The 25165-nt window shown below is 62.0% G+C and carries 25 protein-coding genes and 2 pseudogenes; 17 read left to right on the plus strand and 10 right to left on the minus strand.

The annotated features are described in order from the left end of the window. Positions 1-86 precede the first annotated feature (86 nt). The 5 genes and pseudogenes from AC0L3I_RS13685 to AC0L3I_RS13705 all read left to right on the plus strand — a co-directional run. Positions 87-212: pseudogene (locus tag AC0L3I_RS13685) on the plus strand (3-oxoadipyl-CoA thiolase); the annotation flags it as partial. 369 nt (positions 213-581) lie between these two features. Beyond that, the gene (locus AC0L3I_RS13690; RefSeq protein WP_473527272.1) at positions 582-1298 is read left to right on the plus strand and encodes a pentapeptide repeat-containing protein; all 717 of its coding nucleotides are present in this window, start codon (positions 582-584) and stop codon (positions 1296-1298) included. Positions 1299-1671: 373 nt separating this feature from the next. After that, on the plus strand, positions 1672-1935 hold the full coding sequence (locus tag AC0L3I_RS13695; RefSeq protein ID WP_473527208.1) for a hypothetical protein: 264 nt from the start codon (positions 1672-1674) through the stop codon (positions 1933-1935). Positions 1936-2123: 188 nt separating this feature from the next. Beyond that, positions 2124-2828: a hypothetical protein gene (locus tag AC0L3I_RS13700; protein WP_473527209.1), complete on the plus strand. Its 705-nt coding sequence runs from the start codon at positions 2124-2126 to the stop codon at positions 2826-2828. Between the two features lie 251 nt (positions 2829-3079). Next, a complete protein-coding gene (locus AC0L3I_RS13705) occupies positions 3080-4051 on the plus strand; it encodes an adenylate/guanylate cyclase domain-containing protein (RefSeq protein ID WP_473527210.1) in 972 nt (323 codons plus the stop codon). 9 nt (positions 4052-4060) lie between these two features. On the opposite strand, the pseudogene AC0L3I_RS13710 reads toward AC0L3I_RS13705, so the two are convergent. From AC0L3I_RS13710 to AC0L3I_RS13725, 4 genes and pseudogenes are all read right to left on the minus strand, one after another. Then, a pseudogene (locus AC0L3I_RS13710) lies at positions 4061-4243 on the minus strand (transposase domain-containing protein); the annotation flags it as partial. A gap of 168 nt (positions 4244-4411) precedes the next feature. After that, positions 4412-5083: a 4-carboxy-4-hydroxy-2-oxoadipate aldolase/oxaloacetate decarboxylase gene (locus AC0L3I_RS13715; protein ID WP_473527211.1), complete on the minus strand. Its 672-nt coding sequence runs from the start codon at positions 5081-5083 to the stop codon at positions 4412-4414. A gap of 67 nt (positions 5084-5150) precedes the next feature. Then, positions 5151-6173: an amidohydrolase family protein gene (locus tag AC0L3I_RS13720; RefSeq protein WP_473527212.1), complete on the minus strand. Its 1023-nt coding sequence runs from the start codon at positions 6171-6173 to the stop codon at positions 5151-5153. A 99-nt stretch (positions 6174-6272) separates the two neighbouring features. After that, on the minus strand, positions 6273-7382 hold the full coding sequence (locus AC0L3I_RS13725; protein ID WP_473527213.1) for an alcohol dehydrogenase catalytic domain-containing protein: 1110 nt from the start codon (positions 7380-7382) through the stop codon (positions 6273-6275). A gap of 269 nt (positions 7383-7651) precedes the next feature. Between AC0L3I_RS13725 and AC0L3I_RS13730 the strand changes: the two genes are divergently transcribed. Both AC0L3I_RS13730 and AC0L3I_RS13735 read left to right on the plus strand, forming a co-directional pair. After that, positions 7652-8008 carry a DoxX family protein gene (locus tag AC0L3I_RS13730; RefSeq protein WP_473527214.1) on the plus strand — a complete coding sequence of 119 codons (357 nt, stop codon included), beginning with the start codon at positions 7652-7654 and terminating at the stop codon, positions 8006-8008. Positions 8009-8065: 57 nt separating this feature from the next. Beyond that, complete coding sequence (locus AC0L3I_RS13735) at positions 8066-8683, plus strand: TetR/AcrR family transcriptional regulator (RefSeq protein WP_167366449.1); 618 nt, start codon at positions 8066-8068, stop codon at positions 8681-8683. A 72-nt stretch (positions 8684-8755) separates the two neighbouring features. Here the strand turns inward: AC0L3I_RS13735 and AC0L3I_RS13740 are convergent, their stop codons facing one another. From AC0L3I_RS13740 to AC0L3I_RS13760, 5 genes are all read right to left on the minus strand, one after another. Then, the gene (locus AC0L3I_RS13740) at positions 8756-10327 is read right to left on the minus strand and encodes a bifunctional 3-(3-hydroxy-phenyl)propionate/3-hydroxycinnamic acid hydroxylase (protein WP_473527215.1); all 1572 of its coding nucleotides are present in this window, start codon (positions 10325-10327) and stop codon (positions 8756-8758) included. A gap of 64 nt (positions 10328-10391) precedes the next feature. Further along, positions 10392-11429, minus strand: coding sequence for an Ldh family oxidoreductase (locus AC0L3I_RS13745; protein WP_473527216.1), 1038 nt, complete (start codon positions 11427-11429; stop codon positions 10392-10394). A 32-nt stretch (positions 11430-11461) separates the two neighbouring features. Next, positions 11462-12343, minus strand: a complete 882-nt coding sequence (locus AC0L3I_RS13750) for an alpha/beta hydrolase (RefSeq protein WP_473527217.1) — start codon at positions 12341-12343, stop codon at positions 11462-11464. Between the two features lie 79 nt (positions 12344-12422). Continuing rightward, the gene (locus AC0L3I_RS13755; RefSeq protein WP_473527218.1) at positions 12423-13322 is read right to left on the minus strand and encodes a VOC family protein; all 900 of its coding nucleotides are present in this window, start codon (positions 13320-13322) and stop codon (positions 12423-12425) included. Positions 13323-13426: 104 nt separating this feature from the next. Further along, positions 13427-14218, minus strand: a complete 792-nt coding sequence (locus AC0L3I_RS13760) for a fumarylacetoacetate hydrolase family protein (RefSeq protein ID WP_473527219.1) — start codon at positions 14216-14218, stop codon at positions 13427-13429. 327 nt (positions 14219-14545) lie between these two features. Here AC0L3I_RS13760 and AC0L3I_RS13765 point away from each other — a divergent pair, with 327 nt between their 5' ends. Continuing rightward, the gene (locus AC0L3I_RS13765; RefSeq protein WP_473527220.1) at positions 14546-15667 is read left to right on the plus strand and encodes an alcohol dehydrogenase catalytic domain-containing protein; all 1122 of its coding nucleotides are present in this window, start codon (positions 14546-14548) and stop codon (positions 15665-15667) included. A 61-nt stretch (positions 15668-15728) separates the two neighbouring features. Then, positions 15729-16271, plus strand: coding sequence for a cupin domain-containing protein (locus tag AC0L3I_RS13770; RefSeq protein WP_473527221.1), 543 nt, complete (start codon positions 15729-15731; stop codon positions 16269-16271). A gap of 69 nt (positions 16272-16340) precedes the next feature. Here AC0L3I_RS13770 and AC0L3I_RS13775 read toward each other — a convergent pair whose 3' ends face one another. Continuing rightward, the gene (locus AC0L3I_RS13775) at positions 16341-17297 is read right to left on the minus strand and encodes a LysR family transcriptional regulator (protein WP_473527222.1); all 957 of its coding nucleotides are present in this window, start codon (positions 17295-17297) and stop codon (positions 16341-16343) included. Between the two features lie 100 nt (positions 17298-17397). On the opposite strand from AC0L3I_RS13775, the gene AC0L3I_RS13780 reads away from it, so the two are divergent. The 8 genes from AC0L3I_RS13780 (at position 17398) to AC0L3I_RS13815 (ending at position 25160) form a co-directional block, all read left to right on the plus strand. Beyond that, a complete protein-coding gene (locus AC0L3I_RS13780) occupies positions 17398-18579 on the plus strand; it encodes a cytochrome P450 (protein ID WP_473527223.1) in 1182 nt (393 codons plus the stop codon). Between the two features lie 10 nt (positions 18580-18589). Further along, positions 18590-18907, plus strand: coding sequence for a 2Fe-2S iron-sulfur cluster-binding protein (locus AC0L3I_RS13785; RefSeq protein WP_473527224.1), 318 nt, complete (start codon positions 18590-18592; stop codon positions 18905-18907). 15 nt (positions 18908-18922) lie between these two features. Further along, positions 18923-20182 carry an NAD(P)/FAD-dependent oxidoreductase gene (locus tag AC0L3I_RS13790; RefSeq protein WP_473527225.1) on the plus strand — a complete coding sequence of 420 codons (1260 nt, stop codon included), beginning with the start codon at positions 18923-18925 and terminating at the stop codon, positions 20180-20182. Positions 20183-20498: 316 nt separating this feature from the next. Continuing rightward, positions 20499-21707, plus strand: coding sequence for an amino acid ABC transporter substrate-binding protein (locus tag AC0L3I_RS13795; protein WP_473527226.1), 1209 nt, complete (start codon positions 20499-20501; stop codon positions 21705-21707). Between the two features lie 61 nt (positions 21708-21768). After that, entirely contained in the window at positions 21769-22635 is an 867-nt protein-coding gene (locus AC0L3I_RS13800; protein WP_473527227.1) for a branched-chain amino acid ABC transporter permease, read from the plus strand. Further along, positions 22635-23603, plus strand: coding sequence for a branched-chain amino acid ABC transporter permease (locus AC0L3I_RS13805; protein ID WP_473527228.1), 969 nt, complete (start codon positions 22635-22637; stop codon positions 23601-23603). The genes AC0L3I_RS13800 and AC0L3I_RS13805 overlap by 1 nt, the downstream gene beginning before the upstream one ends. Next, complete coding sequence (locus tag AC0L3I_RS13810; protein ID WP_473527229.1) at positions 23600-24334, plus strand: ABC transporter ATP-binding protein; 735 nt, start codon at positions 23600-23602, stop codon at positions 24332-24334. The genes AC0L3I_RS13805 and AC0L3I_RS13810 overlap by 4 nt, the downstream gene beginning before the upstream one ends. Then, the gene (locus AC0L3I_RS13815) at positions 24327-25160 is read left to right on the plus strand and encodes an ABC transporter ATP-binding protein (protein ID WP_473527230.1); all 834 of its coding nucleotides are present in this window, start codon (positions 24327-24329) and stop codon (positions 25158-25160) included. Before AC0L3I_RS13810 ends, AC0L3I_RS13815 begins: the two co-directional genes overlap by 8 nt. Positions 25161-25165 lie beyond the last annotated feature (5 nt).

A 25165-nucleotide genomic window follows, 5' to 3' on the forward strand; every position in this document is an offset into this window, starting at 1 on the left:
AAGCTAGGAAGCGCTCATCGGGCCGTCAATCGCAAAGAAGGACGGCCGATAACTCGTGCGAGTATTACCTGTGCGTCGCCTTTGCCATGAGCGGCGCGAGGATAACTGGAACCGCAGCTCTCGAACTTGCCGCCCTTGGGAAGAAGTACGCCTTGGCCACGATGTGCATTGGCGTGGGCCAGGGGATCGCTATCGCACTGCAGCGGGTCTAAATAAGTGGGCGACGACCTTAGTTAGACATCCTGACTTCGGACGGCAGCGTCAGCGGACGCCGGCGGTGGCGGTCAGCACCCGAGCAGGCTCCCAATTAGCGAGACAAACGTCCAGAGCGGAGGCCTCGGCTTAGTCAAGCATACCTACGGAATGATGCGCCTGGCCGGTGACAAATGAATCTCTGCTGGACCGCCGATGATATGGGGAGGCGCTCGCAAATCGCGCCCTACGCGCGGGTTGATCGGTTGATCAACATCAAAGCTTGAATATGAGAAATGCGCTAACTGTGACGGCGGTGGTCACGGTGGCTCGAGTGTCAGCAGATGTGGTAAGGTTGAGTGTCGGCGAGTAGCAGAGGTCCAGCAACAATGACTTTGAGGCGAACCAGAGCTTACGGCGCATCCGGCTTGGTTCTAGCGGTTTGCACTGTGTTTGCTTGGCAGAACGCCACTGCTGCTCCCAATTGCCACGCAGCCGCGACGCCTGGCGTCAATTGGCACGAGTGTGACAAGAAGCTTCTCATCCTAGAAGGACAGGACCTGAGCGGGGCGAACCTGTTCGGTGTTGATTTCACTTCGACCGACCTCAGGAACAGCAATCTCCTTGCGGCAAATCTTGAGAAGGCAACGCTTGTGCGTGCTTCCCTGGCCGACTCGACCGCCAAAGGCGCCCGGTTCGACAGAATCGAGGCCTACAGGACCGACTTCAGCCGTATGGACGCCCAGGGCGCTGTGTTTGCGAGCGCGGAAATGCAGCGCTCGAATTTCCAGGCCGCCAATCTGACCAATGTTGATTTCACAAAGGCAGAATTGGGGCGTGCGCAGTTCCGTGACGCCGATATCAGCGGCAGCCGCTTCTCGTTTGCCAATCTCGCACGGGCGGACTTCCGAGGAGCGACGTTCACCGCGCCGATAGACTTTGACCGCGCCTTTTTCTTTCTGACCCGTATCGAGGGCGTCGACCTTTCCAATTCGGCGGGTCTGTCCCAGTGGCAGCTCAACATGGCTTGCGGAGACGCCCGGACCGAGTTGCCTTCTGGCTTGACGAGGCCTGAAGATTGGCCCTGTCAATTCCAGCAGGAATAAGTTGTCGCCAAGCGAACTGCGGCAATGCTGCACCCGACAGGATTCGAACCTGTAACTTCTGCCTTCGGAGGGCGCAGATCCTCCGCCAAAGTGGCACGTTTCTGCGGTATTGCTATTGGCGAAATCGCGGCCGAAGGGTGTTTGTGCCCTTTCCGTTCACCGCTACCGGTTCAATCGAACCGGTAGCTCCTGTCCGAATAAATGGCAGCAACTCTTGTATCGTCGAGAATGACTACCATCGTCGTGATTATCAATTCAGAAGCGCTATCGCGCCAGCAAGCTGGACTGCGACGCCTGTGCCCTGAAGCTGGCGCCAGATGCCATTGCGGGTTTCCTTGCTGAATATCATGCTGAGCATAAGCGACTGAACGCCATGAACCGCGAACGGCAAAGGGAAGTCGAAAGGCGGCATGCCGGCATCGACAGGCAGATTGCTAACATCGTCGATGCTATCGCTGACGGTGTCGCGACGACCAGCATGAAATCGAAGCTGCTGGACCTCGAGCGCGAAAAGCAGAATCTAGGCCGAGAGCTTCAGGCAATGGCGGCCGCAGAAAGCATTGTGGAGTTTCATCCGACAGCGGTAACGGTTTACCGTAAGCGGTGTTCTGACGCCACCTTTCGGATCGGGCTGTGAGGAGCGATGTTCGAAGTCTGTGAGGGCTTCGACATATGACGATTTCAGAGTTTGCGCTGAAAACGGTGTCCGGGACTTACCGGAAAAGGCGTCCGGGACTTACTGAAACACGCAGTCTTGTTTTTATATCGTATGTCAAATACGCTGACCCGCGAGGGACCTACTCAGTAGGCGGAGGGCGTCCTCTTATGCGTGTGTTCTCTCTACTTTGTGTCGTTTTGACGGTCACGGTGATTTTCGCGACGTCATCGGTATCCATTGGCTATGCGAATGCTTTGAACAGCTGGCGCGTGTCATGTGGGGCTGATTCAGGGGCGATCGCCAGAAAAGGCGATGCTCGGGTGTTCAGGACGAGCAGGAACCACTGCCCAGGTGGCATATTCAAACAGCGCGCCGAACTGGAAACGGGTCACCTGTCGCCTACATCGCGCGGGGCTTATCTTTTCGAGACAAGCGTTTCGATGAAGAGCGCATCAAACGAGCGGTTCGGAATTTTTCAGGTGCATGATGGTCGTCGTGGCTGTGCCCCGCCCTTGGTTATCTATGTTCAGTCCGACGGCAGGATGAGCCTGACCAGCGATATAAAAACTGGTCCCGGTGAGAGCTGTATACGGGGCGCGCTTCACAACAAGATGTCAAAGGCACGGCTTCGCCGAGATGGAACGGAGCAGCGTCTCGGCGTTCTTGTCGAATTCGATGGAAACGGAGGCTTCAAGGCGACGCTGATGCTAGACGGGGCCGCCCAGGTTTCCGGTTACTACGATCCATCGAAGCAACCCCGCGAGTTTCAGGCGAAGCGGTTTTACTTGAAACATGGCGTGTATTCGCAGCGAATGTTCGACTATGAAATGACCTCGCGCGGGATGAGAGTGCGACGGGTCCAGGGCGGGTGATTGCGTTTGTCCTTCGGGGAGCGTCTGGACAGCCTGGAAGCCGCTGCTGAAGCCGGCCGGAACGATACCAAAGGTGAAGGCGGGCAGCTTCCGATTTCTCCATGCCCATCACCTACATGAAGCATGGCATATATTCCCAGAATAATCTTTGACTATGAAATGCGTGCGGAAAGCATGAGAGTGTACCGCATGAACTGACGATCATCCGGCCCTCCTTGCGGGGCCATGGAAATCTGAATCGTGCTCTCGCCATGAACGATATGGGGCAGAGGAAGCTGGTGACGATCCTGGCGGCGGATGTCGCCGGCTATAGCGCTCACGTTGAACGCAACGAAGAGAGGGCTCTGTCTCAACTATCTGCGTTGCGAACGCAACTCAACAGGGTCATCGAGAATCGCGGAGGACGGATCGCCAATACGGCAGGCGACAGCGTCATCGCTGAATTTCAGAGCCCCGTGGAGGCTGTAAAGGCCGCCATCGAAATTCAGCAGGCGCACAGATTGCACAACGAGAATGTGCCTCCGGGAGAGCGTTTGCAGTTTCGCGTCGGCATCAACATAGGTGATGTCGTCGTAACAAAAGACGGCGATCTACTTGGGAATGGCGTCAATGTCGCCTCACGGCTCGAGACCTTCGCCGATCCGGGGGGAATCTGCCTTTCCGAAAATGTGCAGCAGCAGATCGACGGCCACATAAGCTTTCCAGTCACCAAGCTCGGCGAGCATTACGCGAAGAACATGGTGAAACCCATTCGGGTTTATTCAATTGCCGATGGTCAACGATCGCAGGCATCCAGGATTGGGAAGCGGGTTCGCGCGTTCCTTCGTCGTCCTTCCACACAAATTGGTGCCTTTGGAGCGCTCGCGTTGGCGACCCTTGCTGCTCTATCCTTCAATCAATCAGAGATCACTCAACGCTTTTTCGGTAGGACTCTAAGTGCCTTCGACGGCACATGGAAGGTAACCAGACGTGCCACGAACGCGAGCTGCGGCTGGCGCGAAATCGCGACTAACGTTTCAATAAGTGACGGCATCGTATCGTCCGACTCAATGAAAGGAAAAGTCTCGAGCAACGGCGCGGTAAATATTACACTCACCTTTATTCACGAGGGGATAGAGGGAAAAAACATTCTGAAGGGTTCAATAACAGGCGACAAGGGGACAGGAAAGTTTTTTCATATTGGCGGCGAATGTGCCGGGATCGTTATCCTGGACAGAATGTAAGCACTGTTTTCAGGCCACGGCCTTGAGCTCAGGCACCCGGATATAGGCCCAAGGCAGGAGATCATCGATCTGGCTGTTCGGGTGACGGTTGACGATCCTGGTGAGGACATCGGCCAGGTAGCCGAGGGGCTCGACGCTGTTGAGCTTGCAGGTTTCGATCAGCGACGCGATGACTCCCCAGTGTTCGGCGCCGATGCCATTCTAACTGCAGTAGCGCCGTTCATTCTAAGGCAGCCGTTGGCCTTGCGCAGCAATGCGCGAGGCCGACGGTGTCCTGAAATGGACTTGGCGCACGCGTGATCGAGCGTGCCCGCGGGATCAAGATTTTCCTTGCGGGCGGCGAACCTGCTATGCGGTTGCCTATTCGTAGACGAGGCCTTTGCGCTGCAGGCGCTCGCGCATGTCGTTGACATCGAGACTGAGCTTGCCGGCGGCATAGAGACTGCGCTTTTCTTCTTCCATCGCCTCGCGCCTGCGGGCGGTTTCAAGAACCCTTCCCGCGGTTTCGCGCGGCACCACGCACACGCCGTCATCATCGGCCACGATGACGTCGCCCGGCCGGATGTGGGCGCCGGCGCAGACGATCGGCACCTGGACGTTGCCGAGCGTCTCCTTGACCGTCCCTTGTGCGCTGATCGCCTTCGACCAGACCGGGAAGGCCATGGAGCGCAGGGTCGAGATATCGCGCACACCAGCATCGATGATGAGGCCCCTGATGCCTTGCGCCTTGGCCGATTCGGCCAGCAGGTCGCCGAAATAGCCGTCCTCGCAAGGCGAGGTCGGGGTGACGACCAGGATGTCGCCTGGCCGCGCCTGTTCCAGCGCGACGTGGATCATCCAGTTGTCGCCTGGTGCGACTTCACAGGTCAGCGCGTTGCCGCCAATCCTGGCGCCATCATAGATGGGCCGCAGGCGCGCGGCGAGCAGGCCCGTCCGCCCCTGTGCCTCGTGAACCGTGGCCACGCCAAGTTGGCCAAGAGCATCGCAGGTCTCGATCGGCGTGCGCTCGGACTTGGTGACGACTTTGCCCATAAGTGTTCTCCCGGAATGATGAGGTGCGGCATCCGGCGCCGCACCCGAACAGTGCTCATCGGCTGGTCTAGCGCCCTTGCGCCTTCAGCCGCGCATCTAGCCTCGGATAGACCTTTCGGACATTGCCTTCGAACACGGCGTGCCGTTCGACCTCATCGAGCGAAAGTGCGTCGATGTAGCGCCGCGTATCGTCGAAGGCGAAGCCGGTTTCTGGATCGATGGCCTTGACCGCTCCGAGCAATTCGGACCCAAACAGGATGTTGGCCGGACCAACGACGCGGAACAGCGTGTCGATGCCCGCCTGATGATAGACGCAGCTGTCGAAGAAGACGTTGCGCATCAGGTGCTCGGCCAGTCCGGGTCTGTCCAACATCATCGCCAGGCCGCGATAACGTCCCCAATGGTAGGGCGCCGCGCCGCCGCCGTGCGGAATGATCAGCTTGAGATCCGGAAACGTGCTGAACAGGTCGCCCTGGATCAGCTGCATGAACACGGTGGTGTCCGCGTTGATGTAGTGCGCGCCGGTCGTATGCAGGCAGGAGCTGCACGAGCCGGAGACGTGGATCATGGCCGGCACCTGCAGCTCGACCATCTTTTCGAAGAGCGGATACCAATATGTATCGTGTATCGGCGGCGCCGACCAGAAGCCACCGGACGGATCGGGGTTGAGGTTGCAGCCGACGAAGCCGAGTTCGACGACGCAGCGTTCGAGCTCGGCAAGTACCGGCTTCAGGTCGCCGCTCATCGATTGCGGTAGTTGGCATACGCCGGCGAAGTTGGCCGGGAACATGTCGACGATGCGGGTAATCAGGTCGTTGGAGATGCGCGACCATTCGGCATTGTTCTCTGCGCTGCCGATATGGTGGCCCATGCCCGAAGCACGCGGCGACAGGATGGTCAGGTCCGTGCCTCGCTCGCGCAGCAGGCGCAACTGGTTCTGCTCGATCGTCGCCCTTAGCACGTCGTCGGCGATGCCGGGATAGGCGGGCATGGCGTCGCGCCTCCCTTCGACGAACTCGACCTGCGTCTTGCGAAAGGCGTGATGCCCGGGCGGTTCGCTCGTGTAGTGGCCGTGGCAGTCGATGATCATTTCGTTCTCTTCACTCACAAGGTGACGCATCGTCGATCCGCTGCGCCGTTCCGCGGTTTTCGGCAAGCGGCGGACTTTGAGGTCCGCCGGATGTCCCTCCTACGGTTCGAGCACGTAGTTGGTGAAGCCGCCGTCACCGGAGGCGACGCCATTGATGGCCTCGTTGATCTGCTCGAGCGGATACGTCCGCGCCTCCAGCACCGAAAGATCGATCGCGCCGGAGCGGACCATATCGGCGATCTCCATGCCCTCGGCCGTGGTCAGCCAGGCTGAGCCGAGAAGCTCCATCGAATTGTCCATCCACCATTTGGTGTTGAACAGCATGTCGCTGCCGGTGCCGCCGATGTTGACGATGCGGCCGCCGCGTTTGACGCCCATCATGGCGTCCTTCATGGCGTTGACGTCGGCCACCGCACCGAGGCAGTCGAGCATGAAGTCGGCGCCGAGACCGCCGGTCTGCGAGCAGACCCAGTCGGCGACCTTGCCGTCCTGGTTGGAGAAGGTCTGGATCCGGTTCGGGGCGAGCTGCTTCAGCCGCTCGAGCAGGGGTTTGCCACGTGCCACCGCATAGATCGTCGAGACGCCCATGGCGAGTGCGAAGAGAGTTGCGCCGACACCCAGCGTACCGGTCGCGCCATTGATGATCAGCGATCTGCCGGCCGGTGTGCCGAACTTCTTGAGCGCGGAATAGGCCGTGCCGAGGTAACCCATGCGGGCCGCCTGCGGGTAGGTCATGTTGGCGGGGATCTTGACGATCGCATTCTGCGGCGCGCGCATGAACTGGGCGAAGCCGCCTTCCGGATAGCGCTTGTAGATTTCGAGGCTGTTCCTGTTGAAGCCGAAATAGCCGTTGAAGGTGAAGTATTCGCACTTCGCCTGATGGCCGCTGACGCAGGGATGACACGCGCCGCAGGAGCGCAACGGATTCACATACACGCGATCGCCGGGCTTGATCGCCACGACCTGCTCACCGACCTGATGCACGGTGCCCGCGGGGTCGAGGCCGAAGATCGCCGGCTTCATCGGCAGCGGCTGATGCGGATACCAGGTTTCCCAGTTGTTGAGCACGTTGGCGAGATTGGGCACCATCCCGCAGGCCTTGACCTCGACGACCACATCCGTGCCGGACGCCACCGGCTTCGCCACGTCCTCAACCCGCATCGGCTCGTTCACGGCATGAAGCCGTGCCGCCCGCATCATGATCGTCATCGTCTGTTCCTCCCAATTTACCGGATCGCGGAGATGCCTCGTTGACATTCTTCCTAGACTGTGGATACCGTACAGTATCTGGATTGGGTGACGCAAGAGCCATTTTCCACGGGCGACAGCATTTGGGGAAATGTCCGGCGAACGCCGCGCCGGTTGGGCTGGCGACGAACACTTTCGCTCCGCTGGTTGAGAGAACGTCGCCGCAAACGGCAATCAGGAACGGGAGGACGGGCCGGGCGGTCCGATCGACGTTCTACATGGAGGAATCAGTGCCGGAGTTCATGCTAACGCCAATCGATCTCCTGCGTATTCTGTGCGGGATCTGGTTCATCCCGCATCTCATCGGAAAGGTCAGGAACTTCGAAAAGGCGACGAAGACGTTCGGGGCCGCCGGGCTGAAGCCAGGAAAACCTTTCATCGTGCTGACGGTTGCGCTGGAATTTGTTGCCGCCGTTGGAATGGTGCTCGACATCTATCCGCGATTGGCTGCGGCGTGCGGCGTGGCCGTCTTGCTGGGAGCGGCCTATGCCGTGGTGCGGATCAACGGCCCGCGCTGGCGCTGGCAGCTGATGGGTCCCGAATACCCGATTTTCTGGGCGCTTGCCTGTATTGTTTCGGCCTTCTAACCTTCGGCCGATTCGGATACCAAAGGTATCCCGATGAATGGCTTGGAAGGATAGAGAATGGCGCGACTGACGCGCGAACAGAGCCAGGCTCTGACTCGTGAGAAGCTTTTGCTGTCGGCGAGCGATGTCGTGGCTCGCGATGGTTACTCCGGCGCGACCATTGAACGTATCGCGGAAGAAGCCGGCTATTCGAAGGGCGCCTTCTATTCGAACTTCGAGAACAAGGAAGACATCTTCCTTCAACTGCTCGAGCGCCATGCCGGTGGCGACGTGGTCGAACTCACCGGCCTGCTTGACGGCTACGACGACCCGAAAAAGATCATCGATGCGATGTGCGATTGGGCCAACCAGCGAGCGAAGGACAAGCGCTGGGGAACGCTTGCCATCGACCTGTTGCGTATCGCCCGCCGCGACAACACACTGGAAGAGCGGCATCTGCGCCTGTTCAAGGACCAGTGGGAAGGTCTGGGCAAGCTGCTGTCCGCAAAGCTTTTTCCCTATGGCGGTTCCGATATCGAACCACTCTATGTGGGCGGCGTCGTTCTGGAACTCATCTATGGCGGCCTCTCCAGCTTCATGAAGGACGATTCACCGGGCGAGATGGTGCGGGCGACGCTCACCTCAATGCATCTGGCCCACCTCTATCGCCACATGAAGCAGCCAGCCCGCAAATAAGGCGCTTCCGATACGCACCGGCCAGTCCCGGCTCGCAGTCGAGGCCGTCCAGGCGCACGACGCAAGCACACGTCATTTGTCGGGTGCCGCCACCAGCATCATCTGGAGTTGACACACGAGCTGCTTGGCCCCCCGCGCGTCCGCGGCCGTACCGAAGACCACATGGTCCGGCCGCACCAGGGCGGCGCGCGCGCCCTTCGCGGTCAGCCAGTCGACGAGAACGCGGTCCTCTTCCACCAGCAGCGAAGGGTAGGATTTCTCCTGCGCCACGCGATGCACGGCAATGCCCACCTGCCGCGCCTTGTCCAGGAGGGTGGGCGAGGGGTCCATGTGTCCGGCGATGAGAAGCTGGAATCCTGGTGGCAACGCATCGTCGAGCCGCATCCGGCCGAAAGGCCCGATAATCCAGGGTTGAGGACATGGCTCACCGGCGCCAGGGCTCGGCGAGCCATCGATGTTGCTGGCGACAAGTCCACGACGGATGGGCGGAAAGAGGTTCTGCCGGATCTGAACACCTTGGCCCGCGCGCAGGGCCGCGGCCATCTCGGCATCGCGCGCCTGTGCCTTGTCCGGATCCAGCTCGCAGATGAACTGTCCAAGCCGCTTGGTGATGTCGATGACTTCGCGCATGAACGGCCTGCGCTCGGCCTGGTAGGTGCCGAGGAGGTGCTCCGATCCGCTGCCGATCGCACGGGCCAGCTTCCAAGCAAGATTGGCTGCATCCTTGATGCCTTGCACCATTCCCTGCGCGAGAAACGGCGGGGTCATGTGGCAGGCATCGCCGGCTAGAAAGACGCTGCCCACGCGCCACTGCTCCGCAACAAGGGCGTGGAAGTTGTAGGTCGCCGAGCGCCACAGCCTGGCCTGGTCCGGCCGAAGCCAGGGCGAAAGCAATTGCCAGATACGTTCCGGGCGGTTGATCTCCGCCGGATGTTCATCCGGCAGGATCATGAACTCCCAGCGGCGTAGCTGGTCAGGCCCACACACGTACGTATGCGGCCTCACGGGATCGCAGAACTGGACGTTGGTCTCTGGCAATGGCGCGTGCTGATCCTCCAGTATCATGTCCACCACGAGCCAGGGTTCGTCGAAGTCGAGGTCCTCCAGCGCGACGCCGAGCCCGCGCCGTGTGAAGCTGTTCGCGCCGTCGCAACCGATGACATAGCGGGGCGCGCGCCTTGTGCGCTCGCCGCTCGCCTTGTCGTGCAAGGTCAGGATCGGTCTATCGGGGTTCTCAAGGCCGACGAGTTCCGTTGCCGTGCGCAGCGTCAGGTGGGGGAACTTCTTGCCATTGGCGCGCAGAGCCCTTTCGAGATCCGGCTGAAGGAAAGTCAGATATGGCGGCCAGGCAAGCGGGTAGGGCTCGGCAGGGGACTCGAACCGGCGCAACAGGGTTCCGTCGGCGGACCTGTATTCCGATGGGCGATAGTGCCCCGTCGCTGCGGCCACGGCGTCGGCCGCGCCGATGTTCTGGAATATCCGCATCACCTCGTGGTCCATGCCGATCGCGCGAGGCAGTGCATAGACGTCGTCAGCGGCGTCTATGCCTTCCACCCTGACGCCTGCTGCCGCAAGAAGATTGCACAAGGTGATGCCGACCGGGCCGAGCCCGACCACCACGACGTCCGCCTCATCGTGCGTCATCAGTGAGACCCCCGCTGGGTTTCGGTCCTTTGTTGGAGGGCTTGGTGTGGGCTGCCACTTGCCATCACTGCAGGAAGGCCGGCACCTTGAGCCCCAGCCGGACGGCTGCATCGGCGAGGTTTCTGGCCGTGCCCTTCGCCAGCGGGATGCCGTTGGCGGTGCGCTCCCGCCCGGTTTGGAAGCCGCGTTCGCCGGGTAGTTTGACGCCATCGGAGCCGACCGCCGGATCGAGCGCATGGATCGCGCCGGCGAGGCTTTCCACCGAGGCGAGAATGGACGAGATGTCGCCGAAGGCCGCCGGATTGATGGCAAGCACAAGGCCATTGAAGCCGCCTTTCTTGTCGCCGCGCAGGAACGGCGCGATGACGGCGTTGCCCACCAGCACGCTCGACAGAATTTCGATCATCAGCGACAGACCGGATCCCTTCGGCCCGGCCATCGGCAGTATGGCTGCCACGGCATGCGGATCCTGCGTTTCGATGCCGTTGGCGTCGATGGCCCAACCCTTTGGGATTGGGTTGCCCGAATCCTTCGCCGCCATGATCTTGCCGAGCGCAACGGCGGCGGTAGACATGTCGAGCACGATCGGATCGGCGCCATCGGGCCGCGGCACGGCGATCGACAGCGGATTGGTCGACAGCGCCTCGCCCTTTGCGCCAAAATAGCTCATGAGCGGTCTCGATGCGGTCATGGCGATGCCGATGAGCCCGCGTTCGGCCAATTTGGTGGTGAAATAGCCGATCGCGCCGGCATGGGATACATCGCGGGCGCCGCACCAGCCGATGCCGAACGCTTCCGCCAGATCGGCGGCTTTGCCTGCCGCGTGCATCATGGCGACCGCGCCCGGCCCCTTTCCATAGTCGAAGACGCAGGTCGCCCCGAACTCCCGGATCAGCGTCGGCTGTTGACCGGCGCACACGACAGCGGTTTCGATCATCTCGACGTAGCGCGGGATCCTGAGAACACCGTGCGAATCCGCGCCACGCATATTGGCCCACACCAGCAGCCGCGCGGTTTGTGCCGCCTCGTCCGGCGTATAGCCGGCAGCATTGAGCAGCGCGGTCGCAAAATCGGTCAGTTCGTTTTCCTGGGCGACGGGCATGCCGAATGTCTCCTTGTCTGGCCGCATCGACCTCAAACTGTCGGCGTTGCCGGGAAGAATTTGTCGAGCCAGACCTTGAGCATCATCTTGGTGCGCGGCGCGTCCTCCGGTGCGAGCGGGAAGTGGGCGGTGCCCGAAATCAGCATCAGCTCGGCCGGCTGCCCGGCATTCTCGAACAGGCGGATGGACTGCTCGGTCGGCGTGATGATGTCGTCGGCGGTGTGGAAGAACAGGGCAGGCCGGGGCGCTATGTCGGCAACCACGTCCTCCGCCCTGAAGTTCATCATGCTCCATGCCGTCTCGGTCGGGATTTCCATGATCGCCTTGGGCGACAGGTTCGTGCGCAATTTTTCCGGGATCGGCACCGCGTCGAACCTTGAGATCCACAGGCTTTCGCCCGTTGCGCGCTTATGCTCGCGTCCCTTCTCGAGCAGGCCCATGAAGCGCTCCCAGGCCTCCGGCGTTGGGTGCTGGCCGCGGAACTTCCGCTCGCCGTGACCCCAGCCGCATGAGGAGATGACGCACGCGAACCGCTCATCGACGCCGGCCGTATAGACCGAAACCGCGGCGCCGAAGCTGTGGCCGGTGATGCCGATTCGCTTCGGGTCGATCTCGGGGCGCTTGGCAAGAAAGGTCAGCGCGTTCTTTGCGTCGGCGACCTGATCGAAGCAGCGCACCTGAGCGCGCTCGCCCTCGCTCTCGCCGCAGCAGCGGAAGTCGAAGCGCAGCGCGGCATAGCCGAACGTCTCCATCATCTCCGCCTGGATCTGGGCGTGCGACTCGTCCTTGGAACCGACGAAGCCGTGGCAGACAATGAATGCCGGCAGCTTCTGTCCGGGACGGTGGCTGTCGGGAATGTGCAGAACCGCCGACAATTTCAGGCCGTCGGATTCGAACGTCAGTTTTTCCTGCATAAACTATCTCCTATCCGAAGCAGCGCCCCGAGCTGCTTCGCCTTGCTTGCCTGTGTGGTCTGCCGCCGAGCCCTCCGGATCAGTCGATCCCGGCGAATGGAAAATGGTGCTCGCGCCATTCCTGGGGGGCGGGAGAACCCCAGACATTCATCTGGCGGACGTTTCCCGGGCGCTCCAAATTGGTGATCACGTTGGGTACGAAGTGGGCGTCGTCGGCGACCATGTGCATGGCGCCGGAGCACTCGACCATCGCGCCGCTGGCATCGAGGTAATAGGCGTAGGTGTTGTCGCCCGGACGATGGCGGCCCGGCCCCCAAAGGACCTGGCGGTTGAATCCGTCGAGAATGTCGCCAAGCCGGCAATAGTCGCTGAAGTGGCTGAATTCGAAAGAGTAGTGGTGAAGCCCGACCGGACCCTTCACCAGACCCAGAATGTGGTGCTGGCGGTTGCCGCCATGCATCCAGCTCAGAGCCTCGTTGACCATGCGCTCGGTGAGCCGCATGCCGCAGATTTCGGAGAGCTGCTGCCTCGTGGCGACCGGGTCGGGCGTGATGAGATTGATGTGGTCGAGCCGCCGCGGCTTGATGCCGTTGGTCGGGTAGCGCGGATTGTACATGTCGTCGCGCGCCGGGGTGTGTACCTCGAAGCGCAGACCGTCCGGCGTCGCGAAGGTGACGCCGGCATCGCAGCACACCAGGCTGGGTTCGCGCGAGAGGATCCGGCAGCCGGCGCCGTCGACACGCGAGGCGGCTTCCGCGACAGCCTCCTCGGTCAGCGCTTCGAGCCCGATCGTGTGGCAGGAATTCTCCTCGGAATGGAGAAGCACGAGTTCTGCTTCGCGGCCGTTCGAGCTCAGCCATGTCTCGCCCGCCGCCTGCTTGGTGACCCGCAGGCCGAGAATCTCCGTCGAGTCGTGGATCACGGCGTCTACGTCACGGACATTCAGCTTTATGTGACCGACCCCAAACACCAGGTGCATCACCAGTCTCCTTCCTATGGCCGCAGCGTGGTCCTGGCGATCTCCTTAGATCAAACTCAGCGCCACGGCAACAAATTTCGAAAAAAAGATATTATTACGAAATGTCAGGACGACTGATCCGAGATCACGGTGTTTCGCAGCGTTCCAATGCCCTGGATCTCGATCTCGACCTCGTCGCCAGGGAAAAGGAATTCAGGCGGATTGCGGCTTGCGCCGAAGCCTGATGGCGTGCCTGAAACGATGACGTCGCCAGGGTCGAGCGGGGCGAATGTCGAGATGTAGGAGATCAGCCAGGGGATATCGAAGATCATCCGGTCGATCGCGATCGACTGCTTGCTCACGCCATTGACCCGGCTCTCCAGAACGAGGCGTGCCGGGTCCGGAATCTCGCGCGTACAGACCATCCAGGGACCAAACGCGCCGCTGTGGTAGAAGTTTTTTCCGGGCGTGAACTGGCTCGAGTGCTTCTGCCAGTCGCGCACACTCCCCTCGTTAAAGCATGAATAGCCGGCGACGTAGCCCATTGCTTCGCCGCGCACGATCTTGTGTGCGCGGCGGCCGATGATCACCGCCAACTCACCCTCGAAATCCAGCTTGTCGGAAACCGCCGGCTTCCGGATCGCGCCTCCATGGCCGGTCTGTGCTTGCGCGTGGCGCATGAACAGCAGCGGGAACTGTGGCGCCGGCTTGTCATCCTCGTGGAAGTTGGTGGCGACGCAGAAGATCTTGCCTGGGTTGGGAATTGGCGGCAGCAGGCTGACCTCAGCCAGCGGCAAGGCTTCGAGATCGCGTTCATCGGGCGTGAGGTCGGGAAACCGGCTATCGAGATAGGCTTTGAGATCCGGTGGCGCGCGGGGAACCGAATCCAGCCGCAGGATGATTTCACCGTCAACCATTCCGTAGCCGGCACCGTTGCGTTCAACGAAAGAAGCGAATTTCAAAGGCTCACCCATTACGACGTACCTTAAAAGCAGGCACTTCCGTCTTGGAGTAAACCTGATTTTCGAAAATAGGCAAGCCATCGTAAATGGCGACAAGCAACCGAACTCAGGCCGAAAATGGTCTGACCGCTGCCTGGGCGTCGTGCGAGTCCATCACAAAGTTACGAAAAAAGGTTGATATTTCGAAAAATCTATGCGATCACCGGTCTGGCCTCGGGAGGAGGCCCATATGCGCGAGAGAAACTCGGCATGCGCTGGTTTGAGCGAACGGGAGGTATCGACGTGACAGCAATTCCGCAGACGATGAAGGCCGCGCGCATGCATGAGATCGGCGGCCAGCTGAGGATCGAGGAAGTGCCGGTCCCGAAGCTTGGGTCGATGGACGTGCTCGTTCGCGTCAGATCGTGCGGCATCGTGCCGAACCTCGCCAACATCCTGGCGATGTGGCCGACCTGGTTTCCCCACATGCCGCAGCCGCCGCTGCCGGCGATTTTCGGCCTCGACCCGACCGGCGAGATCGCGGCGGTCGGCAGCCAGGTCCACAGTCTGAAGCCCGGCGATCGGGTCTACGTCAATCCGGGGCGCTCCTGCGGCTCTTGCCGTCATTGCCGGCGCGGCGACACGATCTCCTGCCGCCATTACGCCTTCCAGGGTTATTTCGGCTTTAGCCATGAAGCGCTCCAGACATTCGAGGACTACCCGGTCGGCGGTATTTCCGAGTACATGGCCGCGCCGGCGTCGGCGATCGTGGCTCTGCCCGACAACATGACCTTCGATCAGGCGGCGCGGCTCGGCTACATGGGCACCGGCTATTCCGCTCTGAAGAAAGCGCAGGTCGGTCCCGGTGACACGATCCTTGTCAATGGCATCTCCGGCACGCTCGGCATATCGATCGCAGTGTTCGGCCCGTCGTTCGGGGTCAAGCAGATTCTCGGCACCGGTCGCGACAGGAAGCTGCTGAAGGAGATCGAAGCGCTGGCGCCCGGCATCATCGAGACACATTCGCTTGACGACGGATCGCCCGACGAATGGGCCCGTTCCAGGACGGAGCATGGCGAGGGGGTCGACGCCTTCATCGACTGCAACGGTCCCGGCACGCCGCAAGAGCCTTTCCTGGCGGGCCTCAGGGCGCTGCGCCGCGGCGGTATCGCCGTCGACATCGGCGCCGTGATGGGTGCGGTTCCCATTGACGTCCACATGATGATGGACCGCAACCAGCGTCTTATCGGTTCGGCATGGCTGACGACGTCCGAAGGCCAGGAAATGGCTGACCTCGTCGGGATCGGCAAGGTCAGCTTCGACCTCCTGGAAACCCAGGCGACGCCCATGAGCAAGGTCAATGAGGCCATTTCGGGTATCGCCCAGCGCCATGGCGGGTTCTCAAATTTTGTGATCCATCCGTAATTGCATACGTTTGGGTATGCTGATACCTGACGGTATTTATGTTATCTGGGAGGATCAAGACATGACCATTCGCCGCGTTGTCACCGGAAAGAACGCAGCAGGAAAATCGGTATTCATCAGCGACGGCTCCTCGCCGCGCGAGGTGGCGCTGCAGCACACGCCCGGTTTGATTTCGTCCCCGCAGTGGAAGATCGACGGGACGCCGGATCTGGCCAAACGGGACGGTGCCGACCCGATGGCGAGCGAGAGCACGATGCTCGCTTCGGTCGGTGGTTCGGTGTTCTGGATGATCACCTTTCCGCCGGACAGCGTGATGATGTCGCCCGACTGGAAGCCCGAACTGGCGGGTCCGGAGCACCTGAAGGCCGCGCCCGGCATCGCCGAGCGCTTCGAGATGGACAATCCCGGCATGCACCAGACGCCGACGGTCGACTATGTCACCGTCGTCAAGGGCCGGCTTGTCCTCGAGCTTGACGACGGCAAGACCGTCGAGCTGGCACAGGGCGATACGGTGGTGCAGCAGGGCGCGCGCCATGCCTGGCGCAATCCCTTCGCCGAGCCGGTGACGATCTCGGTCGTGATGCTCGGAGCGACCACGGTCTAGGCGTTGTCGCTCCCGGGCCGATCGCAAAGTGCGCTCCGCTTGCGCGGCACCGGCTTCGTCTGCCCAGGCTTACTGTCCGCCCGTCAGGCGGTCATCTCGTCTTGCTGTGTGCGGGTCCCCGTCGCCGAGATTCTTCTCGGCGACCTCGGCCAGGATCTGGCGGGCCCAGCGGTGCAGGCCGGAATGGTGCGTGCGCTCGGTCCAGTACATGTCGACCTGGATGAAGACGTCCATCGGGAACGGGCGCAAAGTGAGCCTGTCCGAAAGGCGACGCGCCAGTCGATACGGTATCGTCGCTACCAATTCGGAGGCCGGTATCAGGCGTTCCAGTATGTCATGGCTGGAGACGGTGACGTCCGGCTCCAACTCGATGCCCCTGGCGCGCAGCGCCGCGAAATAGAGAGCCTCCCAGCGCCCGTTATGGGTGACCGCGACATGCCGCGAGGCGCAATAGCGCTCAAGCGTCAGTGCTCCGCGCGTGAGTTCGTGCGCCGGGTCCATGACGCACGCATAGTGATCCGAAAACATCTTCCTACGGTAGTAGATGTCCCCGAGGATCGAGACCGGGCCAAGCACGATATCGCAGGTGTTCTCCTTCAACTGCTGCTTGCCGTCGACGGCGGACTCGAAAATGTGGATCGTCGCCTGCGGCGCCTCCTTCTGCGCGCGCCGCAGAAAGTCCGGAATGAGAAACATCCGCTCATGATGGTTGCAGGACACCGTCACGCTTCCCTCGGCCGTGGCTGGATCAAAACCCGACGGCGAAGAAAGCGCCGCCATCTGCTCAAGGATGCCGCGTGCCTGCTGGGCCAGCTGTTCGCCCTTATCGGTTGCCACGATCGAATTGCCTTGGCGGACAAACAGCGGATCGTTGAAGGCCTTTCGCAGCCTCTTGATGGCGTAGCTTATGGTGGACTGGTTGACGCCGAGAAGCTGGGAGGCGTCCGAAAACGAGGCGCGGTCCTGGACAGCAACAAGCGTCTGCAGGGCCGCGAGGTCCACACTGGCAAGCTCCTCGGGCAGCATTGCTATCCTCCTCATGCAAATTTTCGATGACCTCTATCTAACTCATCGCATTGCTGAATACACGTGGATTTCGTACGCCGTTCCCCGACAGGAGGAAATCATGAGCGAAGCCGTGAAAGTGGTCGACGACGTTGCGTTCGAAGACCTGCTTGCCAACCCGTATCCGGTCTTCAAGCGCGTCCGCGACCTCGGGCCGGTCGTCAAGGTCGAGGCGGCCAACATCATGATGGTCACGCGCTTCGACGACATCATGGCCATCGAACGCGACCCCGAGACGTTTTCCTCCATCAATCCGCAGTCGCTGCTGAACACGGTGATCGGGCCGAACCTGATGCGCAAGGACGGCGACGATCATGCCCGCGAAAGGGCGGCGATGGATCCGAGTCTGCGGCCTGGCGTCGTCAAGCGGTGCTGGGCCGACCCCATGCGGGCCATTTGCGACGACGTTATTTCGCAGATCGAGCACCGGGGCGAGGCCGAACTTTTCGAGGAACTCGCAGCGCCGATCGCGGCACGAGCACTGGCCGACATATTGGGTTTCGACGGCGTCGACTGGCGCACGATGGCACTGTGGTCGCAGTCGCTGATCGACGGTTCCGGCAACTACTCCCACAACCCGGAGATCGCTCGCAAGGCGAGGGAAGCAGCCAGCGGCGTCGAGAGCGCCGTCGACAGGATGCTTCCCCATCATCGGGACAATCCAAATCCTTCGATGCTGTCTTCGATGCTCCAGGCCGATCCTCCGCAGACCGTCGAGCAGATCTACGCCAACATCAAGGTCGCGATCGGGGGCGGGCTGAACGAGACCCGCGACTCGATCCTTACGCTGATCCTTGGCCTGCTGCAGAACCCGGACCAGCTCGCGCGCATTCGCGCCGAGCCTTCGCTTTGGGGGCAGGCGTTCGAAGAAGCGGTGCGCTGGATTTCGCCGATCGGCATGTATCCGCGCCGCTTGACCCGCGACACGGAGATCTCGGGGACGCTGGTCCGCAAGGGCGAGCAGGTCGGTCTATGCGTCGGCGCCGCCAACCACGATAACAGCCGTTTCAGCGATCCGGAGAAATTCAATGTGTTCCGGGAGAAGAAGTTCCACCTGGCGTTTGGCGCCGGATCGCATTTCTGCGCCGGGACATGGGTGTCGCGCGCGCTGGTAAGCCAGATCGCCGTGCCGACGGTGTTCGAGCGGCTGCGCAATCTCAGGCTCAAGAATCCGGACCACGTCCGCATCCGGGGCTGGGTGTTTCGTGGCCCGACGCACATGCCCGTTGTCTGGGACGCTTGAGGAGAGTTTCATGCCGAAGATCAGGTTCCTCCTCGCCGACGGCGCCGAGCTCGCCGTCGAGGCCCAGAGCGGCCGCACCTTGATGGAAACCGCGCTTGAAAACAGCGTTCCGGGCATCATCGCCGAATGCAACGGCTCGGCGGCCTGCGCCACATGTCATGTCGTGCTTCCCGAGAACATCATGTCGAGGCTCGGACCCATCAGCGAACATGAAAACGACATGCTGGACTTCGCCGAAGCACCGCGTGAACCTGGAAGCCGGTTGAGCTGCCAGATCAAGGTGAGCGACGCGCTGGACAACGTTTCCGTCCGCATTCCGGCCGCCTAGCGGTTGCGGCTGGCCATGCTCCACGACGTCGACCATCCCGCCACCGCCGTACCCGGCAACGAAAGCAGCATCGTGATCGTCGGCGCCGGACAGGCCGGCCTGTCGACGGCCGAGAAGCTGCGGGCGAACGGTTTTGTTGGGTCGCTCACCCTGATCGGGGACGAGGCCGATGCTCCCTACCAGCGTCCTCCGCTGTCGAAGGCCTATCTTCTTGGCGAACTCGAGCGGGACCGGTTGAAGCTGAAAGCGGAGGACTGGTACGCAAAGAACCGGATCGCGTTGCGACTGGGAACGCGCGTCGCATCCATCGACCGCGGCCGGCGGCGCGTATGCCTCGCCGATGGCGGCATGCTTGCCTACGACCGTCTCGTGCTCGCAACCGGAGCGACCGCCCGAAAGCTTCCGCAGGCGATTTCGCGCGGCCTTGCGGGCATCTTCACTATCCGCACGCTCGCCGACATCGATGCATTGCGGCCTGCGCTCGAAACGCGTGGCAAGCTCCTTGTCATCGGCGGTGGGTATATCGGCCTCGAGATCGCCGCCGTCGCGCGTGGGCTCGGCATGACAGTGGATGTCGTGGAAGCCACCGATCGGCCGCTCGCACGGGTGGCTTCGGCGGAAACGGCGAGGGCTGTGGAAGACCTTCACCGGTCCAGGGGCGTGACGTTCCATCTCGGCAGGGCGGTGAGCGAGTTGCTCGGCGCTGATCGCGTTACTGGCGCCAGGCTCGGCGACGGCACGATCATCGCCGCCGACGTCGTCGTGGCGGGAATCGGCGGCATGCCGCAAACGACGCTGGCTGCAGAGGCGGGTTTCGCTATCGACAACGGTATCGCTGCCGACGCGTACGGGCGCACGGGTGATCCGTTCATCTGGGCTGCCGGCGACTGCGCCAACTTCTCCTTGCCGGGAGGATCGCTGCGGATGGAAAGCGTCGGCAACGCCATCGACAGCGCCGACCTGGTCGCCCGCAACATTATGGGCGCGCGCCAGCCCTACAAGCCGAAGCCGTGGTTCTGGTCGGATCAGTTCGATCTCAAGCTGCAGATCGCCGGCCTGTCCAGAACGGGCGATACGGTGGTTGTCAGGCAGGGGGCGGGCCCAGGACGGTCGCACTGGTACTACCGCGAGGGGCAGTTCGTCGCCGTCGACGGGCTGAATGCGCCGCGCGACTATCTGATCGGAAAGCGCCTCCTTGCCGTGTCGGCCAGCCTCGACCCTGCTCAGGTAGCGGATCCGGCGCTGGCGCTCGAGGCCCTGGCGAGCTCGAAATGAGGCCGACCCGGAGGGGAGTAGGGACGCACCGGCAGATTTTTAATGTTGACATTCTTATTAGTATCTGAATACCATTTGGTATCTTGGTGGGGTGAGGCGGAAGCGGTTTTGGACGGGCGCAGCCTCGTGCTCCGGCCAAGTCGCCTCGGGTCGGGCGTCGCCCGCAAAAATAACGAAAATATTAGATATTACGAAATTAGCTGGATCATCGGAGGAAAATGGCCTAAGCAATTCGCTAGAGGATCGGGCGATCAACTCGTTCTCGCGGGACGCGAGGCGAGGGGGCGCCCCCTGCAATCAGAACTGGGAGGAATCGATGTTGCGACGCAGTTTCAACGTACTCATGCTTTCGGCGGCTTTGGTGGCCGGCACGTTCGGCGCCGCCTTGGCGCAGGAGCCGGTCAGGATCGGCGTCAGTGCATCCAAGACCGGGCCGCTCTCGGGCGGCGCGTCAGGTGTCCTTTGGCCGAACATCAAGCTGTGGGCGGAGAAGGTGAACAAGGCCGGCGGCCTCAAGGTCGGCGATCAGATGCGGCCGATCGAGATCGTCGAGTATGACGACAAGTCGTCGCCGGAAGAGGCGGTCAAGAACATTCAGCGTCTCGCCACCCAGGACCAGGTCGACCTGATCATCCCGCCATATTCGACAGGCCTCAATCTCGCGACCGCTCCGCTGATCGCGAAATATGCCTACCCGCAGATCGTCTCCACCGGCAATGCCAACGATCTCGACCAATTCGTCAAGCGTTGGCCGAACACGTTCTGGCTGCTCGGTCCGGCACAGGGCATCGCCGACGGCATCGTCGGCACGCTCAAGGATCTGCGCGACGCCGGCAAGATCGGCAATCGGGTCGCGGTGGTCAACGTCTCCGATGCCTTCGGCCTCGAGATGATCAAGACCGGCAAGCCGGCGCTCAAGCAGGCCGGTTTCGATATCGTCTACGAAAGCTCCTATCCGCTCGGCAACCAGGACGTCGCTCCCGTGATAGCAAGCGCCAAGGCGGCGAACCCCGATGCCTTCGTCGCCTACTCCTACCCGCCGGACAGCTTCGCTCTCACCGAGCAGGCGCAGTTGCAGAAGTTCAACGTCAAGGCGTTCTTCGTCAGCGTCGGCGGCAATCTCGACGCCTACGGAAAGCGCTTTGGCGCCGCTGGCAACGGGGTCCTGATCATGGGCGGTGTCAATGCCAGCGATCCCGTCTTCCAGGCCTATCGCAAGGAGCACCTCGAGGTGACGGGTCAGGAAGCCGATTGGTGGGCGAGCCCGGTGGCTTATGCCAGCCTGGAGATCCTGCAACAGGCCGTCGAGCACGTCGGCAGCCTGGATAAGGAAGCGCTCAACAAGGAAATCCAGTCGGGCACCTTCAAGACCGTCATCGGCGATGTCCACTTCGACAATAACATCAACAACAACAACTGGACGGTGGGCCAGTGGAGCGATGGCGTCGTTCATGGCGTCAGGGCGACCGGGAACCTCCAGGGCGCGCAGCAGCCAGTGATCAAGCCCGTCTGGCCCAGCAACTGATCCGATCCTCCCAGGAGCCTCGGCGTCCTCGTGGCGCCAGGCCCTCACTGCGAGAATACCAATGCTCATCCTGCTGACAGGCCTGCTCCTTGGGGGCACCTATACGCTCATCGCCCTCGGGCTCACGCTGCAGTACGGCGTGGCGCGCATAATGAACCTCGCCAATGGCGAGACGCTCGTCGCCGCGTGCTTCGTCACCTTCTGGCTGTATACGGGCTACGCCATCAATCCGCTTCTTGGCCTGCTGGTGATCGGCCCCGGCGCTTTCGTCGTCAACTGGCTGATCTATGCCTGGCTGATGCAGCCTCTGGTGAAGCGGGCCAAGAACCGAGGCATGCTCGAGGTCGATTCGATCCTGGCGACTTTCGGACTGCTGTTCCTGTTCCAGGGGCTGATGCTGCAGGCCTTCGGCGGGTCCTATTTCAACTATGAGTTCCTCGCCCAGCCCTTCTCGATCATGGGCGACTCGTTCGGCCTCAACCGCGTCGTGGCCTTTGTCGCCGCGGCCGTCATCGCCGCCGCTCTCTACGTCTTCCTCTACCACACCGACCGCGGCACGGCCGTTCGCGCCGTCGCCGTCGATCCGCGCGCCGCAAGGCTCGTGGCGATCGATGTGCGCCGGACGGCGGCCTTCGCTTTTGCCCTGGGAGGCTCGATCACGGCCTGCGCCGGCACGCTGCTGTCGACCTTCTACACGTTCAACACGTCGATGGGCGTGCTGTTCACCATGAAGGCGCTGATCATCGTGATCATGGGCGGTGTCGGCGACATTCGTGGCGCGGTTCTCGCCGCCCTCGTGCTTGGCCTGACCGAGACGCTCGTCGCCAGCCTGCTGGACCCGGGGCTGACGCTGGCGGCCAACTACGCCCTTTTCATCCTCGTTCTGCTGTTCCGGCCGCAGGGCATCTTCGGAAAGCGGCCGGCGTGATGAACATTCCGCGCAATGAACTTCTGGCTGTTGGTGCCGGCCTTGGCGGCGCGGCTGTGCTGGCCTTTCTTCCCTTGGTCACCGAGGGGTTCTGGCTGTCGGTCAGCGTGAACATCATGCTCTATGCGGCGATATGCACGGCCTGGGCACTCTTTTCCGGGCCCACGCACCTGGTCTCGTTGGCGAGCGCCGCCTTCTTCGGCGTCGGAACCTATTCGGTCGCGATCTTCATCGACGTCCTGCCTTTCCCGGCGCTCATCCTCATCGCTGTCGCAGCCAGCGCCTTGCTGGCCATATTGGTCGGATTGGCGACCCTCAGGCTCTCAGGCGTCTATTTCGTGATCTTCACGCTAGGCCTTGCCGAACTCATGGGCCAGATCGTGACCTGGGTACAAACCAATTTCGGCGGCACGATCGGGTTATACGTCTTCACCGATCTCACCGAGGCGCATCTCTACTGGATGCTGCTTGCGCTGACGGTGGTCGTGTTCATGACCGGGTGGCTCATCAACAGGTCCCGGCTGGGCCTGGCGTTGCGCATCATCGGCAATGACGAGGCCGTGGCGCGTCATGTCGGCGTCGACACCGCTCGCGCCAGGATCATCTTGTTCGCGGTCTCGGGGGCCTTCATTGCCGTGGCCGGCGCAATCATGGCGCCTCGTTATTCCTACATCACGCCGGACGCGGCCTTCAATCCGATGACGTCCTTCCTCGTGGTCATCATGGCTCTGCTCGGCGGGACACGCCGCCTGTGGGGTCCCCTGGTCGGCGTCGTCCCTTTCACCCTGGTGATGGACTTCATCTCGGGCCACTTCCCTAACCAGACGGCGGTGATCGTTGGCATCGCTTTCCTGGCGATCGTCTATGTGCTTCCCGACGGTGTCACGGGCCAGCTGGAAAGCCTGTTCCGTCGTCGCCGCCCAACCGACCAGAGCTTGCTGGCAACGACCGTGGAGGAGGGGAGATGAGCGTTCCTTTGCTGGCCATCGACAGGGTGCGCAAGGCCTTCGGCGGCCTCGTCGCCGTCAACGATGTGAGTTTCGAGGTCGCCGAGGGTGAGCTGTTGGGACTGATCGGCCCGAACGGTTCAGGCAAGACCACGATGCTCAACCTCATATCGGGGGCGCTGTCGCCGACATCGGGCAATATTCTCCTGTCCGGACAGCCCATCGCCGGACTGGCAGCCCACAAGATCGCCCGGATCGGGGTTGCCCGGACCTTCCAGCTGGTACGCGTCCTGCCGTCCATGAGCGCGGTGGAGAACGTCGTCGCCGGCGCCGTCTTCGGGCACAACAGGCTCTGGGGCGGCGAGGCACTGACGCTTGCCCGCGAACTGCTGGCACGGGTCGGGTTGAAGGGCCGCGAGGAGATTCCCGTGGCGGCAATGACCTATATCGACCAGAAGAGAATAGAGCTCGCCCGTGCCCTTGCGAGCAACCCTCATGTCCTGCTGCTCGATGAGTGGCTCGCCGGCCTCAACCCCAGCGAACTCAGGATCGGCATGGCGCTCATCCGCGAGATCAGTGCGCAGGGCCGGACGATCATCATGGTCGAGCATGTGATGGATGCCATCCGCTCGCTTTGCCAACGCTGCGTCGTCATGAATTCCGGTACGAAGATCGCCGACGGCATCTCGGCCAGCGTCCTGGCCGACCCGGAGGTTGTCCGCGCCTATCTGGGGGACGACGACGATGCTTGAGGTGTCCAATCTCGGCGTCCGCTACGGACGCCATGTTGCGCTCGAAGGCGTTTCCGCACGCGTTTCCAAAGGCGAGATCTGCGTCATCCTGGGTGCCAACGGCGCGGGAAAGTCCAGCTTCCTCGGCGCTGTCGCCGGGCTCGTCGGGACGGAGGCCGGCACGAGGATCGTCATGAACGGCAAGGATGTCACGAAACTCGACGCCCATCTGATGGTGGAGGAGGGGATCGCGCTCGTCCCGGAAGGCCGAGGCATCTTTGGCGAACTCACCGTGGCGGAGAACCTGCGGCTTGGAAGCCATGCCAGGCGCGCGAAGCCTGACGCGGGCAAGATGCTTGATTTTGTCTACGGGCTGTTCCCCCGGCTCGCCGAACGCCGTCGCCAATTGGCGCAGACGATGTCGGGAGGGGAGCAGCAGATGGTCGCGATCGGCAGGGCGCTGATGTCGAAGCCGGACATCCTGATGCTGGACGAGCCCTCGCTCGGCCTGTCGCCACTGCTGTCCAAGGAGCTGTTCAAGTCACTGGCCACCATCGCCGCCGAAGGTTTCGGCATCCTGCTCGTCGAGCAGAACGCGCGGCTGAGCCTCAAGACCGCCGATCGCGGCTACCTGATCGAGACGGGAAGGTTCGTCGGAGAGGACACGGCGCCAAACCTGCTCAAAGATCCAAAGGTCATGAGTGCCTACCTCGGCGACGCCGCCGCGGGGGGGGGGGGGGGGGGGGGGGGGGCGGCCCCCCCCCCCCGGGGGGGGGGGGGGGGGGGAACAAGAAACAACAAAAACCGAAAGGAAGGCGCGCCGGCGCGGACCGAGAGGAGGTTCTAATGATG

This window comes from Mesorhizobium sp. WSM4840 (assembly GCF_055811755.1).

What these genes read in the sequence shown, in the direction of transcription:
- AC0L3I_RS13690 (WP_473527272.1), top strand. Translation starts at nt 582, where the DNA reads ATGACTTTGAGGCGAACCAGAGCTTACGGCGCATCCGGCTTGGTTCTA.
- AC0L3I_RS13695 (WP_473527208.1), top strand. Translation starts at nt 1,672, where the DNA reads ATGAACCGCGAACGGCAAAGGGAAGTCGAAAGGCGGCATGCCGGCATC.
- AC0L3I_RS13700 (WP_473527209.1), top strand. Translation starts at nt 2,124, where the DNA reads ATGCGTGTGTTCTCTCTACTTTGTGTCGTTTTGACGGTCACGGTGATT.
- AC0L3I_RS13705 (WP_473527210.1), top strand. Translation starts at nt 3,080, where the DNA reads ATGAACGATATGGGGCAGAGGAAGCTGGTGACGATCCTGGCGGCGGAT.
- AC0L3I_RS13715 (WP_473527211.1), bottom strand. Translation starts at nt 5,083, where the DNA reads ATGGGCAAAGTCGTCACCAAGTCCGAGCGCACGCCGATCGAGACCTGC.
- AC0L3I_RS13720 (WP_473527212.1), bottom strand. Translation starts at nt 6,173, where the DNA reads ATGATCATCGACTGCCACGGCCACTACACGAGCGAACCGCCCGGGCAT.
- AC0L3I_RS13725 (WP_473527213.1), bottom strand. Translation starts at nt 7,382, where the DNA reads ATGACGATCATGATGCGGGCGGCACGGCTTCATGCCGTGAACGAGCCG.
- AC0L3I_RS13735 (WP_167366449.1), top strand. Translation starts at nt 8,066, where the DNA reads ATGGCGCGACTGACGCGCGAACAGAGCCAGGCTCTGACTCGTGAGAAG.
- AC0L3I_RS13740 (WP_473527215.1), bottom strand. Translation starts at nt 10,327, where the DNA reads ATGACGCACGATGAGGCGGACGTCGTGGTGGTCGGGCTCGGCCCGGTC.
- AC0L3I_RS13745 (WP_473527216.1), bottom strand. Translation starts at nt 11,429, where the DNA reads ATGCCCGTCGCCCAGGAAAACGAACTGACCGATTTTGCGACCGCGCTG.
- AC0L3I_RS13750 (WP_473527217.1), bottom strand. Translation starts at nt 12,343, where the DNA reads ATGCAGGAAAAACTGACGTTCGAATCCGACGGCCTGAAATTGTCGGCG.
- AC0L3I_RS13755 (WP_473527218.1), bottom strand. Translation starts at nt 13,322, where the DNA reads ATGCACCTGGTGTTTGGGGTCGGTCACATAAAGCTGAATGTCCGTGAC.
- AC0L3I_RS13760 (WP_473527219.1), bottom strand. Translation starts at nt 14,218, where the DNA reads ATGGTTGACGGTGAAATCATCCTGCGGCTGGATTCGGTTCCCCGCGCG.
- AC0L3I_RS13770 (WP_473527221.1), top strand. Translation starts at nt 15,729, where the DNA reads ATGACCATTCGCCGCGTTGTCACCGGAAAGAACGCAGCAGGAAAATCG.
- AC0L3I_RS13775 (WP_473527222.1), bottom strand. Translation starts at nt 17,297, where the DNA reads ATGCTGCCCGAGGAGCTTGCCAGTGTGGACCTCGCGGCCCTGCAGACG.
- AC0L3I_RS13780 (WP_473527223.1), top strand. Translation starts at nt 17,398, where the DNA reads ATGAGCGAAGCCGTGAAAGTGGTCGACGACGTTGCGTTCGAAGACCTG.
- AC0L3I_RS13785 (WP_473527224.1), top strand. Translation starts at nt 18,590, where the DNA reads ATGCCGAAGATCAGGTTCCTCCTCGCCGACGGCGCCGAGCTCGCCGTC.
- AC0L3I_RS13790 (WP_473527225.1), top strand. Translation starts at nt 18,923, where the DNA reads ATGCTCCACGACGTCGACCATCCCGCCACCGCCGTACCCGGCAACGAA.
- AC0L3I_RS13795 (WP_473527226.1), top strand. Translation starts at nt 20,499, where the DNA reads ATGTTGCGACGCAGTTTCAACGTACTCATGCTTTCGGCGGCTTTGGTG.
- AC0L3I_RS13800 (WP_473527227.1), top strand. Translation starts at nt 21,769, where the DNA reads ATGCTCATCCTGCTGACAGGCCTGCTCCTTGGGGGCACCTATACGCTC.
- AC0L3I_RS13805 (WP_473527228.1), top strand. Translation starts at nt 22,635, where the DNA reads ATGAACATTCCGCGCAATGAACTTCTGGCTGTTGGTGCCGGCCTTGGC.
- AC0L3I_RS13810 (WP_473527229.1), top strand. Translation starts at nt 23,600, where the DNA reads ATGAGCGTTCCTTTGCTGGCCATCGACAGGGTGCGCAAGGCCTTCGGC.
- AC0L3I_RS13815 (WP_473527230.1), top strand. Translation starts at nt 24,327, where the DNA reads ATGCTTGAGGTGTCCAATCTCGGCGTCCGCTACGGACGCCATGTTGCG.